This is a genomic window from Arthrobacter sp. ASL1 (genome assembly GCF_056680475.1).
The window spans coordinates 2,938,056-2,950,722 of the sequence record NZ_CM155284.1; the positions used below are offsets into that span (position 1 = coordinate 2,938,056).

Consider the following 12,667-nt stretch of genomic DNA (forward strand, 5'->3'; position numbering starts at 1 on the left):
GACCAACGTTAGCCGCCGCCGCCCGCCGTGCGCTATTTGCCGGCGGGGCCATGGCTGTAGGTGACCTGGGCCTTGGGGTGCGAGGACGCCAGCAGCTCGGAGACCGTGACGAACCGGTATCCCCGCGCCTCGAGCCCGTCCAGGATGCGGGGCATGGCGGCCACGGAGGTCGGCTGGATGTCGTGCATCAACACGATGGCGCCCGGGTGCGCATCGCGCAGCGCCGTGCGTGCCACCACATCCGCATTGAGGTGTTTTCCATCGAGGGTGTCCACATCCCAGAGGATCACCGGTGTGTGCACCAGCCGGTTCACCTCGGCATTGGTCGCCCCGTAGGGCGGCCGGGTCAGGGTCGGGGCGGAACCGGTGGCGGCGGCGACCGCGTCGTCGGCGAGACCGAGGTCCTTTCGGGCCTCGTCCGGGGTCAGGCCGGTCAGCGAGCGGTGGGACCAGGTGTGGTTCCCGATTTCGTGGCCGGCATCCGCGGCCTGCTCCAGTACGTCAGGGTAGCGCCGGGCATTGGGTCCCACCACGAAGAACGTCGCCCGGGCGTCGTGGTCGGCCAGCAGGGACAGCAGCCGTTCGGTGGACGGTCCCGGCCCGTCGTCGAACGTCAGGGCTATGCACTTGGCCTTCCGGCAGTCCGGGGTCGCACGCCGGGTCGGATTCGCGGTGGCCCGTGGTTCGGGACCGGCGCTCCGCCGTGCCCCCTCCCCGCCGGTCCCGTCGTCCTCCTGCGCCGACGTGACGGGTGCCGGATCCATGCCCGCCGCGCGGACGGCGAGCCCGCGCCTGCTGAGCAGCGGGAGCAGGTCTTCGGTCGTGATCCTTGCGACCACGGGCGAAGCAGCTCCCGGAGCCACCGAGGAGTCATCGAACTCGACCAGGGCGTTGCCGGCGGAATCGAAATTCACCGAGTCGAACAACCCGGCCTCCGGCGCCGCCGCCTTCTCGGGGAAGACATCCTCGTTGGCGGCCAATTGCTCGGCCGTCAGGGACCGAAATCTCTCCCATTCGCCGTCCGTGTCGAACAGTTCGCGGGAGGACAGGGCCTGGCGGTCCTCCCGGTCGTACCACAGGGTGCGGTAGGCGGATCCGCCGCTGGCGTCCAGGAAGGTGTAGGTGGTCTGCCGGACGCCGAGCATCCGATCCGAGGACCCCGTGAGGGTCGTGGTGGTGTTCAGCTCCGGTGGGGCGACGCCGGCGAAGGGCTCCGGGGGGAGGCCGTCGAGGTAGGCGTCGATCGTCTCCTGGAGTGCCCGTTCCTGGCTCCTGCCGAACTCCGGTTCGGCGGCCACGGTGTACCAGCTGGCATAGATGTTGTGCTGCTCGTCCGAGCGGCTGGCCCGGTCCACCCCCGCGAGCAGGCGTGCGTCCAGACCCCCGCCGGCTGCCGTGCCGGCGTTGATCGGCGCCGGCGTGCGGACGCCGTCCCCGGGCACCGGCAGGGACGCGTTGGGGGAGAGCGAGCAGCCGGCCAGCAACAAGGCCACCAGCGCGCCGACGACCGCCCATTGCAGGGGTCGCCGCCAAGTCATCATGGGTTCCATCTTCACCTATCGAGGTTACCGCCCGGTACCTAATGCGGGGATCCACGGGTGATCGTTGGCAGGACCCCAGCGCCCGACGGCGGAAACCAGGGTGATCCCGGATGGCGGGGAGCCGGACCAGCGGGCACACTGGAAGGCATGAGCGGACCCGTGAACCTGATCATGAACATCATCTGGCTGGTCTTCGGTGGCCTGTGGCTGGCGTTGGGTTACCTGCTGGCGGGCATCGTGTGCTGCGTGCTGATCGTGACTATCCCCTTCGGGCTGGCCTCGTTCCGCATCGCCAGCTACGCGCTGTGGCCGTTCGGGCGGACCATCGTGGATCGTGGGGGACGCACCGGTTTCTTCTCCACGATCGGCAACGTCATCTGGATCGTCGTGGCCGGCCTCTGGATCGCCATCGGACACGTGGTGACGGCCATCCCGATGTTCGTCAGCATCATCGGAATCCCGCTGGGCATCGCCAACCTCAAGCTCATCCCGGTTTCCCTCGTTCCGCTGGGCAAGGTCATCGTCCCCTCCGGATCGCGCCTCCCCATGGGCCCGGCCGCCTGACGGTTCCCCGGCGACGGAGGGGCGGCTACATTGGTGGTGGGCCGCGGCCTCCGCGGCATGGCCACCCCGCTCCTGTCTCCTCGTACCTGCCGGTGGCCCGGGTCCGGAACCTGGGAGGTTCCCCATGCAAGACATCGTCAATTGCCTGTGGTTCGACGACCGCGGTCTTGAGGCCGCCCATTTCTATACGGGGCTGTTCCCGAATTCCCGGATCCTGGGCCAATCGCCGGGACCGGACCCGGACGTCCCGATGACCATCGCCTTTGAGCTGGATGGCCGATCGTTCGTAGCGCTCAATGGTGGGCCGATGTTCACCTTCAACGAAGCCGTCTCCTTCCAGATCATGTGCGATACCCAGGACGAGATCGACCACTACTGGGACGCGCTGACAGCCGGCGGGGAGGAATCGCGATGCGGTTGGCTCAAGGACCGCTTCGGCGTGTCCTGGCAGGTGGTGCCGGTGCGCCTCCCGGAGCTGCTTTCCACCGAGGATCCTGCCGCCGCCCAGCGCATCGTCGAGGCCTTCATGCCCATGAACAAGATCGACGTGTCCGTTCTGGAGGCAGCCGCAGCCCGCGGGTGAACCCGCCTGCGGATCCAGCGCCCCGCCCATGCGGCCTACGCCCACGGAATAATCCATGATCGTCAAGACTTGAGCGTAGTAGACTCAAGTATCAGATGGGATTGGAGAGCTAGGAAAGGATCCGCATGGACACGAGATTCACCACCAAAAGCAAGGAGGCCCTCTCGGCCGCGGGCATGAACGCGTCGACGGCCGGCAACGCCCAGGTCGAGCCCGCGCATCTGCTCAAGGCCCTCATGGACGAACGCGGATCCCTGGCGGTCGAACTGCTCAAGAAGGCCGGCGTCGACCCGGAAACCGTCTCCGTGGCCGCCAGCGGCGCCATCCATGACCTGCCCGCATCATCGGGCAATACCGTGGCCCAGGCCCAGAATTCGCGCGCCTTCCTGCAGGTCATCAACTCGGCCACCCAGGCTGCGACCGATCTCGGATTCGGGCGGGTCTCGGCCGAGCACCTGCTCCTCGGCCTGGCAGCCGACTCCGGAAGGGCCGGGGAGATCCTCAGGAACGCGGGCGCGTCCCCGGACGCCTTGAAGGCCGCGGTCGAGGGGCTGCGCGGGGACAAGCCGCGCGACACGGAGGACCCCGAAAGCACCTTCGAGGCGCTGGAGAAGTTCGGGACGGACCTGACGGCCATCGCCCGGTCCGGGAGGCTCGATCCGGTGATCGGCCGGGATGCGGAAATCCGGCGGGTGATCCAGGTGCTCTCGCGGCGTACCAAGAACAATCCCGTGCTCATCGGCGAACCCGGTGTCGGGAAGACCGCCGTCGTCGAGGGGCTGGCCCAGCGCATGGTGGCCGGCGATGTCCCCGAATCCCTGCGGGGCAAGAAGCTCGTGGCACTGGACCTCGGGTCGATGATCGCCGGGGCGAAATACCGCGGAGAATTCGAGGAGCGGCTCAAGGCGGTGCTCGAGGAAATCCGTGACTCCGATGGGCAGGTGGTCACGTTCATCGACGAGATCCATACCGTCGTGGGTGCCGGGGCCTCGGAGGGGGCGATGGATGCCGGGAACATGCTCAAGCCCATGCTTGCGCGCGGGGAACTGCGCCTGATCGGTGCCACGACGCTCGACGAGTACCGCCAGAACATCGAGAAGGACCCCGCGCTGGAGCGCCGTTTCGCCCAGGTCTATGTCGGGGAGCCGAGCGTCGAGGACACCATCGGGATCCTGCGTGGGCTCAAGGAACGCTACGAGGCCCACCATAAGGTCGAAATCGCCGACTCGGCACTCGTGGCGGCAGCCACGTTGTCCAACCGCTACATCTCGGGCCGGCAGCTGCCGGACAAGGCCATCGACCTCGTCGACGAGGCGGCCTCCCGGTTGCGCATGGAGATCGATTCGGCCCCGGAGGAGATCGACGAGCTGCGTCGGGTCGTGGACCGCATGACCATGGAGGAGCTCGCGCTCAAGGGAGAAAACGACGCCGCTTCCCGCGAACGGCTGGAGGCGTTGCGCGCGGACATGGCCGATCGCCGGGAGCGCCTCGACGCGCTCAATGCCCGGTGGGAGGCCGAAAAGGCGGGCCTGAACCGCGTGGGCGACCTCAAGGTCAAGCTCGGTGAACTGCACTCCAGTGCGGAGCGGTTCCAGCGCGACGGTGACCTCGAGAAGGCCTCGAGGCTGCTCTATGGGGAGATCCCGGAACTCCAGCGCCAGGTTGACCAGGCGCAGGCCGCGGAGCAGGATGGGCGCCCCGAGTCCATGGTCTCCGAGGAGGTCACGGCCGACGACATCGCCGAGGTCATCTCGGTCTGGACGGGCATTCCGGCCGGCCGCATGCTCCAGGGCGAGAGCCAGAAGCTGCTCGGCATGGAGTCACTGCTCGGCGAGCGTTTGATCGGCCAGCAATCGGCGGTCGCGGCCGTCTCCGACGCCGTGCGCCGGTCCCGGGCCGGGATATCCGACCCCGACCGGCCCACGGGTTCATTCCTGTTCCTCGGGCCGACGGGTGTGGGCAAGACGGAGCTGGCGAAGGCCCTGGCGGACTTCCTCTTCGACGACGAGCGGGCCATGGTACGCATCGACATGTCCGAATACGCCGAGAAGCACTCGGTCTCCCGGCTCGTCGGGGCGCCCCCGGGCTATGTCGGATACGAGGAAGGTGGCCAGCTCACCGAAGCCGTCCGCCGCCGCCCGTACTCGGTGATCCTGCTCGACGAAGTGGAGAAGGCCCACCCGGAAGTGTTCGACATCCTGCTGCAGGTGCTCGACGACGGGCGGCTCACCGACGGCCAGGGCCGCACGGTGGACTTCCGCAACGTCATCCTGGTGCTCACCTCGAATCTCGGATCGCAGTTCCTTGTCGACCCGTCGCTGGATGATGCGGCCAAGAACCAGGCCGTGATGAACGTCGTGGACGCCTCGTTCAAGCCCGAATTCCTCAACCGGCTCGACGACGTCATCCTTTTCGATCCCCTCTCGCTCGAGGACCTGGGTCGGATCGTGGACATCCAGGTGGCCACCCTGGCCCAGCGGCTCACCGCACGGCGCCTCGTCCTGCACGTCAGCGATGCGGCCAGGGAGTGGTTGGCCCTGACCGGATACGATCCCGCCTACGGGGCACGCCCGCTGCGCCGGCTTGTCCAGCGCGAGATCGGGGACCGGCTCGCCCGCCAGGTCCTCTCCGGCGGGATCGTCGACGGGGACACCGTGGAGGTCGATGCCCTGGAAGACGATAGGGGCCTCACGGTCGTTCGGGCCGGGGCAACTGACGTGGAACGCGCCTAGGCCTTCGACGACGGCAGCAGTGAAGCCGTCGTCGTGCCGTCCTGCAGCGCGAGGAAGCACGCGACGCTGCGGTCCCCGGCCTCCCAGGTTCCCGAGGAGGGGCGGCTGAACGCGTAGTTCCAGCTGCCTTTCAGGGCGGTGTCGGGATCGAGGCGGATGGCCCGGCAGGCATCTTCGGCCTTCGACGTCACCCGGGGATCTCCGGGGTAGGGGACGTCGTCCAGCGTTTCGACACCGATCAGCTGGGCCTCATGGGGCGTCGAGCAGGTGACGATCGTCGCCGGCTTCAGGGGGGACGTGAAGTCGGAGAGGCAGTCACCGACCTCGAACTGGTGCGGAGGGGCATGCTCGGCGATGATCCCATCGATGCCCGGAGACGGATTCCGAGCGACGGGGGCTGCGGCCTCGGGGGCCGGATGCATGGCGTGGACGAGCCGGGTGATGCCGAAAACGAGGATCAGCATGATGCCGATGGCGCCGATGGCCAGCCATGCCGGAGCGATCCCGAACCGGTGGGACTTCTGCGTTTCGGCCGGGCGCGGAGGCTGGTAGGACGGCGCGTGCCGGTCGCTGGGCTCCTGCACGGTCGCTCCATTCGGGGTAAGTGCGGCGATGAGAGTATTGCCACCTACTGTAGCGGCCGGAACAGGCCCGGCGGGGACGGCGTCGGGGGTCGAAACATGTTAACCTAGGAATACGAAAGAAACAGCCACATTCTCCGGGGCCTTCCTCTTGAATTGAGGGACCACCTCCGGATCTAGCGAAAAAGGGGGTCACGCCATGGGGCGCGGCCGTCAGAAGGCAAAAGCAACTCGGCAGGCCAGGGATATCAAGTATTATTCCCCGGCCACCGATCTGTCTGCCCTGCAACAGGAATTGGGTGGTGGCCGCGGCCATGCCACCCGGACCTCCTCACCTGCCGATGATTCCAGCGACGCGGACTACGCGGAGTATGGGGACCGGTACTCCAGCGACGACGACGACGGCGAATCCCGTCGCCTAGGCTGACCGCCGCGCCAGCAAGGTGCGGCGGCGATGATTTCCACCCGAAGCGGTGCCGAGGCGCCGGGCGGCATGAAAATGCCGCCCGCGCCTTTTATCGTGCCCGGAAACGAGGATGAGATGGATCTCCCCATCGCCAATGCCCACCGGGCGGCCATCCGCTCCATCGAGCGCATCGTTGCCGAAACCGCGCCGCCCCAGGACGCCGACACGGCCCGGGACGGCATTGCCTCCATGCTCGCGGGCGGATCCGTTCTCGCGTTGACCGGGGCGGGCATCTCCACCGATTCGGGGATCCCCGACTACCGCGGCCCCCGTGGCTCGTTGCGGTCCCATCGGCCAATGACCTACCAGGAGTTCAAACACGATCCGGCGGCCCGGCAGCGCTATTGGGCGCGTAGTTTCGTCGGCTGGCGCCGCATGGCCATCGCGGAACCGAACGAGGGGCACCGCCTGGTGGCCGCGCTGCAACGCGCCGGCGCCATCAACGGGGTGGTCACGCAGAACGTGGACGGGCTGCATCGCCGCGCGGGGTCCCCGGACGTGGTGACCCTGCACGGTGACCTGGCCGAGGTGAAGTGCCTGAACTGCGGATTCGTGGAGTCGCGTCCCGGCCTGGACCAGCGTCTGGCCGCGGCCAACCCCGGGTACCTTGAGCGCATCGTCGTCGATCCGGATTCGGTGAACCCCGACGGGGACGTCACCCTCTCGGACGCGCAGATCGCCGACTTCACCATGGTGGGTTGCCTCTCCTGCGGCAGCGTCGAGCTCAAACCCGATGTGGTGTACTTCGGCGAAAACGTGCCGGCCGAACGCAAGGAAGCGGTGCGCCGCCTCGAAGCCGCATCCACGGGCCTGCTGGTGATCGGATCCAGCCTGGCCGTCATGAGCGGCTACAAGCTGGTGCTCAATGCCGTGGCCAACGGCCACCAGGTCGCCATCATCAACGACGGACCCAGCCGGGGCGATGCCAAGGCGCACTGGCGTTGGCGCACCCGGGTGACGCCGGCACTGCGGGAGCTTGTCGGGACACTGCCTGCCTCCTGAACGACAACGGCCGCCGGTTCCCCCGCGGGAACCAGCGGCCGTCAAGGCCGTGGCGTGGGTCAGCCGGCGTAGGCGCCGCGCATGAGGACGGCCCCGCCGTCGACACCCTTCGCGCCCTGGACGAAATCAGACCCGCTGGACGGCGCGTCATCGGTGATCGTCCCGACGGATCCGGCAACCCAGGCCGGAACGCCGCGGTCGTTCAGCCGGGAGACGGCGGACTGGGCAGCATCGCCGTCGACGATCGCGATCATGCCCACGCCGAGGTTCAGCGTCCGCTCGAGGTCCGCCTGCGGGACGCCACCGAGCCCGCCGACCAGGGAGAAGATCGCGGGCAGCGACCAGGTGGAGCGCTCGACGGTGGCCATCAGGCCCTGCGGCAGCACCCGGGCCAGGTTGGCGGCCAGGCCGCCGCCGGTGACGTGGCTGAAGCCGTGCAGCACGGAAGCCCCGCCGGCGTTGAGGTGGTCCATCAGGTCCAGGCAGTCCGCCGTGTAGATGCGGGTCGGGACCAGCAGCTCCTCGCCGAGGGTTCGGCCCAGCTCGGAGACCTCCCGGTCCAGGGCCCACCCGGCGTGGTTGATGACGCGGCGGACCAGCGAGTAGCCGTTGGAGTGGATGCCGGAGGAGGCCATGGCGATGACCGCGTCACCGGAGCGCACGCGGTCGGGGCCCAACAGGGCATCGGCCTCGACGACGCCAGTGGCCGCACCGGCGACGTCGTATTCATGCTCGCCCAGCAGGCCCGGGTGCTCGGCGGTTTCCCCGCCGACGAGGGCCGTTCCGGCCATCGAGCAGCCCTCGGCGATGCCGCGCACGATGTCGGCGATGCGCTCGGGGACGACCTTGCCGCAGGCGATGTAGTCCGTCATGAACAGCGGCTTGGCCCCGACCACGACGATGTCGTCGACCACCATGCCCACCAGGTCCTGGCCGATGGTGTGGTGGATGTCCATGGCCTGCGCGATCGCGACCTTGGTCCCGACGCCGTCGGTGGAGGTGGCCAGCAGCGGCTTCGTGTAGGTGACCAGCGCGCTGGCATCGAACAGGCCGGCGAAACCGCCGACACCGCCGAGGACCGACTCGTTGTGGGTGGCCTTGATGGCGTCCTTCATGAGCTCGACGGCACGATCGCCCGCCTCGACGTCGACGCCCGCTGAGGCGTAGGTGATGCCGGCGGATTCGGGCTGGGAGGATGTCATTCTTCGGGCGTCCTTACTTCGAGCTCGGGGTCTTGTCGGCGGGGGTGAGGGAATCCTCGAATTCTGCGTCCGGTCCCGGGTCGCACCCGTCGCTGCCGGCGTTGGGACGCTCGAGCAGGTTCTTGCCGAGCAGGTCGCTCCCGGGCAGTTCGATCGGGTAGTTCCCGGAGAAGCAGGCGGTGCACAGGCGTTCGCGCGGCTGCTCGGTGGCGGCGATCATGCCGTCCTGGGAGATGTAGGCCAGGGAGTCGGCGCCCACCGAGGTGGTGATCTCCTCGATGGTCGCCCCGTTGGCGATCAGCTCGGCGCGGGAGGCGAAGTCGATGCCGTAGAAGCACGGCCACTTGATGGGCGGCGAGGAGATCTTCACGTGGATCTCGGCCGCGCCGGCCTCGCGCAGCATGCGCACGACCGCACGCTGGGTGTTGCCCCGCACGATCGAGTCGTCGACGACGATGACGCGTTTGCCGCGGATGACCGGTTCCAGCGCGTTGAGCTTGAGCTTGATGCCGAGCTGGCGCAGGGTCTGCGAGGGCTGGATGAAGGTCCGCCCGACATAGGCGTTCTTCACGAATCCGTGGGCGAAGGGGATCCCCGATTCCTCGGCAAAGCCGATGGCCGCGGGGGTCCCGGACTCGGGCACGGGGATGACGATGTCGGCGTCGGCGCCGTTCTCGCGGGCCAGCTGCCGGCCCATCTCCACCCGGGACTCGTAGACCGAACGGCCGTTGATGGCCGCGTCCGGGCGGGCGAGGTAGACGTACTCGAAGACGCAGTGCGCCGGGGTGGCCTCGGCGAAGTGCTGGGAGCGGACGCCTTCCTCGTCGATGGCAATGAACTCGCCCGGCTGGATCTCGCGGATGAAGCTGGCGCCGACGGTGGCGAGGCCGGACTGCTCGGAGGCCACGACCCAGCCGCGCTCCAGCCGGCCCAGCACCAACGGGCGGACGCCGTGCGCGTCGCGTGCCGCGTACAGGGTCCCCTCGGTCATGAAGACGAAGCAGAAGGCGCCCTTGAGCTGGGGCAGCAGCTCCATGGCCGTCTGCTCGAACCCGGTTCCCTCCCGGCCGGCCAGCAACGCGGTGACCAGCGCGGTGTCCGTGGTGTTGCCCTGGGCGAGTTCGCCCCGGAACTTGGAGCCCTGCTCGGCGACGACCATGTCCATCAGCTCGGCGGAGTTGATCAGGTTTCCGTTGTGGGCCAGGGCAACGGTGCCCTCGGCGGTCGCGCCGAGCGTGGGCTGGGCATTGGCCCAGTGACTGGCGCCGGTGGTGGAATACCGGCAGTGCCCGACGGCGATGTGCCCGGTCATCGAGTTCAGGGTGTTCTCGTCGAACACCTGGGAGACCAGGCCCATGTCCTTGTAGACGTTGATCCGCTGGCCGTCGGACGTGGCGATGCCCGCAGACTCCTGGCCTCGGTGCTGGATGGCGTAGAGGCCGTAGTAGGCCAGTTTGGCCACGTCCTCGCCGGGCGCCCAGACACCGAAGACCCCGCATTCGTCCTGCGGGCCCTTCTCTCCGGACATAAGATCATGTGAAAGCTTTCCGTCACCGCGCACCATGGTCAACATTCTCTCACGTTGGCGGCGTCCGGCTGGTCCCGGGGCCGGCTACTTTGTCACGTCCCCGTCATCCACCGGAACGGCGCGCGCCCGACGGGTGCGACGGCGCAGCACGGTGTCCACTGCGAGGAAGGCGATGCATCCGAGCAGGATGCCTGCCAGGCCGAAGACGACGGCGAAGAACCCGAACACCGACCCGCGCGAGAATTCGCCGCCCGGATCGCCGGCGAGGGCGGTGAACATGGCCGCCAGCACGCCCACGACGGCCCCGGCGCCGGCGAAAGGCCAGAATTTCGGGGAACTCGATACGGTGACCTCCACGGAGCCCGCAGCGCGGGAACGGTCATCGGGGGAGGCGGCAGAACGCGGGGAATCCATGCCTTAAAGGGTACCGAAGAGCGGCAGGTGTTCGGACAAGTCGGCGCGTAGCCCCGAGGCCGAGACCGCACCGGAGGCGCGTGCCTCATCCCATCCGACCTCACCGGTGGCCAGGGCCAGCCAGGTCGCGGCGTCGAGTTCGATCACGTTGGGCGGGGTTCCACGGGTGTGCCGGGGGCCGGCCACGCATTGGGCGACACCGAACGGGGGGACCCTGACCTCCACCGAGTTCCCCTCGGCCGTGTCGGAGAGCTCCTCGAGCGCATAGCGCACGGCCATGGCCACCGCCGGCCGGGACAGGGCTGCCCGGTGGGCGGCATCCGCGCGCCGCCAGGTTGCCACGGCGGGCAGGCCCTGCTCGGCGGGAATCCGCCGTCGTACCCCCATGCCCTAGTCCAGCAGGTCCAGCACGGGGCGGGCCACGCGGATGCGGCCCACGGGTTGCCCCCCGCCCAGGATGGGGGTGCTGATCTTCTCCAGCACTGCGGTCATCGCGTCCACCTCGATGGCCCCGACCGAGGCCAGCAGGGTCAGGCCGACGAGCGAGGCGGCCCGGCTGTTGCCGTCGCGGATCTTCACAGCGGAGGAAATGCCCGCGCCGGTGCCCAGGATCAGCACGCCTTCGGCCCCGAGCTTGGCCAGCACCTCCAGGTCCTCCATGACCACGGTGTTCTCCTCGCCGTGACCGTGGACGGCCCAGGGGTAGTCGAGCATGGCCGTGGCGATGGTGGCCGCCCGGGCGTCGGAGGCCTTGTTGCCCGGCGACCCGGAGAGCCGTCCGGTCGCCGCGGCCAACCCGCGCAACGAGATGGCCGGCACCGGGGCACCGCACCCGTCGACGGCCAGGTGGGCGATCTTCTCGCCCGCGTACTCCTCCACGACCTCCACGACGCGGCGCTGCAGTGGATGTCCGGGGTCCAGATAGGTTTCGGTGTCCCACCCGTTTTCCGTGCAGGCCCACAGGAACGCCGCATGCTTGCCGGAGCAGTTGAATGCCAGCCGCGACGGTGCGCCGCCGGAACGGATGGCGGCCAGCCGGGTGGCCTCGTGGCGTGGCCAGGCGGTGGGGCAGCGCAGGTCATCGGCAGACAGGCCGGCCTTCGCGAGCATGGTGGCGGCCAGCTCCTGGTGCTCGGTGCTGCCCACGTGGCTGGCGCAGGCGAGGGCCACCTCGGCGCCGCGTAGCGGGACACCGGACTGCATGGAGGCCAGCGCCTGGAAGGGCTTGAGCGAGGAACGCGGGAAGATCGGGGCGTCGATGTCGCCGAGGGAGCGCAGGACCGCGCCGTCGGCACCGAGGACGACGGCGGTGCCCGCGTGGCGCGATTCGATGAAGCCGTTGCGGTCCACGACCGCCAGGTCCGCGAAGTCGGGGGTGGTCTGAGACATGGTCCTACTCTATGCTGCCGTGACCCCGCAGGTGGGCGGGGACGGACGGGGTCAGGAGCCGGAGGGGCGGGCCAGGACGGCCACCAGGAACGAGGTGTCCCCGGGGTAGGGATGCAGCTCCCAGCTCGAGAACAGGTGGTCCACCGTGAACCCCGCGGCGCGGGCCTCGGTCAGGAAGACCTCGGGATCGTAGCCGCGGTCGGTGCCGAAGCCGATCACGGCACGCCCGCCGGGAACCAGCTGGGCGTGGAAGCGGCGCAGCACCTCCCCGGCTGTCCCCGGGGCCAGGAACGTCATGACGTTGCCGGCGCAGACCAGCAGGTCGGCCGCGTCGCCGGCGGCCGGCGCGTCGAGTTCGGACAGGTCCCCGACCCACCAGTCGACATCCGGGTGGTCGGCCCGTGCGGCCTCGATGAGTTCCGGGTCGGCATCGACGCCGGAGACGCGGTGCCCGCGCGCCGCGAGCTCGCCGCCGACGCGTCCCGGACCGCAGCCGGCGTCCAGCACCCGGCTGCCCCGGGGGAGCATGGCATCGATGAGCCGTGCCTCGCCGTCGAGGTCCGCCCCCTCGGCACGCATGGCCTCGAACCGCTGGATGTACCACTGTGAATGGCCGGGGTTCTGCTTCCGGCGGGCTTCCCAAAGTGTTTCTTTACGCACGTCCA

13 protein-coding genes are annotated in these 12,667 nt (G+C 69.0%); 5 read left to right on the forward strand and 8 right to left on the reverse strand.

Going from position 1 to position 12,667, the window contains the following annotated elements; genetic code table 11:
- Positions 1-32 precede the first annotated feature (32 nt).
- Positions 33-1,550, reverse strand: coding sequence for a polysaccharide deacetylase family protein (locus AC1MEQ_RS13890; protein WP_479796138.1), 1,518 nt, complete (start codon positions 1,548-1,550; stop codon positions 33-35).
- Between the two features lie 138 nt (positions 1,551-1,688).
- Between AC1MEQ_RS13890 and AC1MEQ_RS13895 the strand changes: the two genes are divergently transcribed.
- The 3 genes from AC1MEQ_RS13895 (at position 1,689) to clpB (ending at position 5,420) form a co-directional block, all read left to right on the forward strand.
- Positions 1,689-2,105: a YccF domain-containing protein gene (locus tag AC1MEQ_RS13895; protein WP_479791560.1), complete on the forward strand. Its 417-nt coding sequence runs from the start codon at positions 1,689-1,691 to the stop codon at positions 2,103-2,105.
- A 124-nt stretch (positions 2,106-2,229) separates the two neighbouring features.
- Positions 2,230-2,688 carry a VOC family protein gene (locus AC1MEQ_RS13900; RefSeq protein ID WP_479791561.1) on the forward strand — a complete coding sequence of 153 codons (459 nt, stop codon included), beginning with the start codon at positions 2,230-2,232 and terminating at the stop codon, positions 2,686-2,688.
- A gap of 125 nt (positions 2,689-2,813) precedes the next feature.
- On the forward strand, positions 2,814-5,420 hold the full coding sequence (clpB, locus tag AC1MEQ_RS13905; RefSeq protein WP_479791562.1) for an ATP-dependent chaperone ClpB: 2,607 nt from the start codon (positions 2,814-2,816) through the stop codon (positions 5,418-5,420).
- On the opposite strand, the gene AC1MEQ_RS13910 is transcribed toward clpB, so the two are convergent.
- Positions 5,417-6,004, reverse strand: coding sequence for a septum formation family protein (locus AC1MEQ_RS13910; RefSeq protein WP_479791563.1), 588 nt, complete (start codon positions 6,002-6,004; stop codon positions 5,417-5,419). The genes clpB and AC1MEQ_RS13910 overlap by 4 nt on opposite strands.
- 196 nt (positions 6,005-6,200) lie before the next feature.
- Here AC1MEQ_RS13910 and AC1MEQ_RS13915 point away from each other — a divergent pair, with 196 nt between their 5' ends.
- Together AC1MEQ_RS13915 and AC1MEQ_RS13920 are read left to right on the forward strand one after the other, a co-directional pair.
- The gene (locus AC1MEQ_RS13915) at positions 6,201-6,428 is read left to right on the forward strand and encodes a DUF3073 domain-containing protein (RefSeq protein WP_479791564.1); all 228 of its coding nucleotides are present in this window, start codon (positions 6,201-6,203) and stop codon (positions 6,426-6,428) included.
- A 114-nt stretch (positions 6,429-6,542) separates the two neighbouring features.
- Positions 6,543-7,469, forward strand: a complete 927-nt coding sequence (locus AC1MEQ_RS13920; RefSeq protein WP_479791565.1) for a Sir2 family NAD-dependent protein deacetylase — start codon at positions 6,543-6,545, stop codon at positions 7,467-7,469.
- 59 nt (positions 7,470-7,528) lie between these two features.
- On the opposite strand, the gene purM is transcribed toward AC1MEQ_RS13920, so the two are convergent.
- Genes purM through AC1MEQ_RS13950 form a run of 6 tightly spaced genes read right to left on the reverse strand, consistent with a single transcriptional unit; the run spans position 7,529 to position 12,662 of the window.
- Complete coding sequence (purM, locus tag AC1MEQ_RS13925) at positions 7,529-8,671, reverse strand: phosphoribosylformylglycinamidine cyclo-ligase (RefSeq protein ID WP_479791566.1); 1,143 nt, start codon at positions 8,669-8,671, stop codon at positions 7,529-7,531.
- 13 nt (positions 8,672-8,684) lie between these two features.
- The gene (gene purF / locus AC1MEQ_RS13930; protein WP_479791567.1) at positions 8,685-10,235 is read right to left on the reverse strand and encodes an amidophosphoribosyltransferase; all 1,551 of its coding nucleotides are present in this window, start codon (positions 10,233-10,235) and stop codon (positions 8,685-8,687) included.
- Between the two features lie 48 nt (positions 10,236-10,283).
- Complete coding sequence (locus AC1MEQ_RS13935) at positions 10,284-10,613, reverse strand: hypothetical protein (RefSeq protein ID WP_479791568.1); 330 nt, start codon at positions 10,611-10,613, stop codon at positions 10,284-10,286.
- Between the two features lie 3 nt (positions 10,614-10,616).
- On the reverse strand, positions 10,617-11,000 hold the full coding sequence (locus AC1MEQ_RS13940) for a sterol carrier family protein (protein ID WP_479791569.1): 384 nt from the start codon (positions 10,998-11,000) through the stop codon (positions 10,617-10,619).
- 3 nt (positions 11,001-11,003) lie between these two features.
- On the reverse strand, positions 11,004-12,002 hold the full coding sequence (locus AC1MEQ_RS13945; protein ID WP_479791570.1) for an asparaginase: 999 nt from the start codon (positions 12,000-12,002) through the stop codon (positions 11,004-11,006).
- A gap of 51 nt (positions 12,003-12,053) precedes the next feature.
- A complete protein-coding gene (locus AC1MEQ_RS13950; protein WP_479791571.1) occupies positions 12,054-12,662 on the reverse strand; it encodes a class I SAM-dependent methyltransferase in 609 nt (202 codons plus the stop codon).
- Positions 12,663-12,667: the final 5 nt, after the last annotated feature.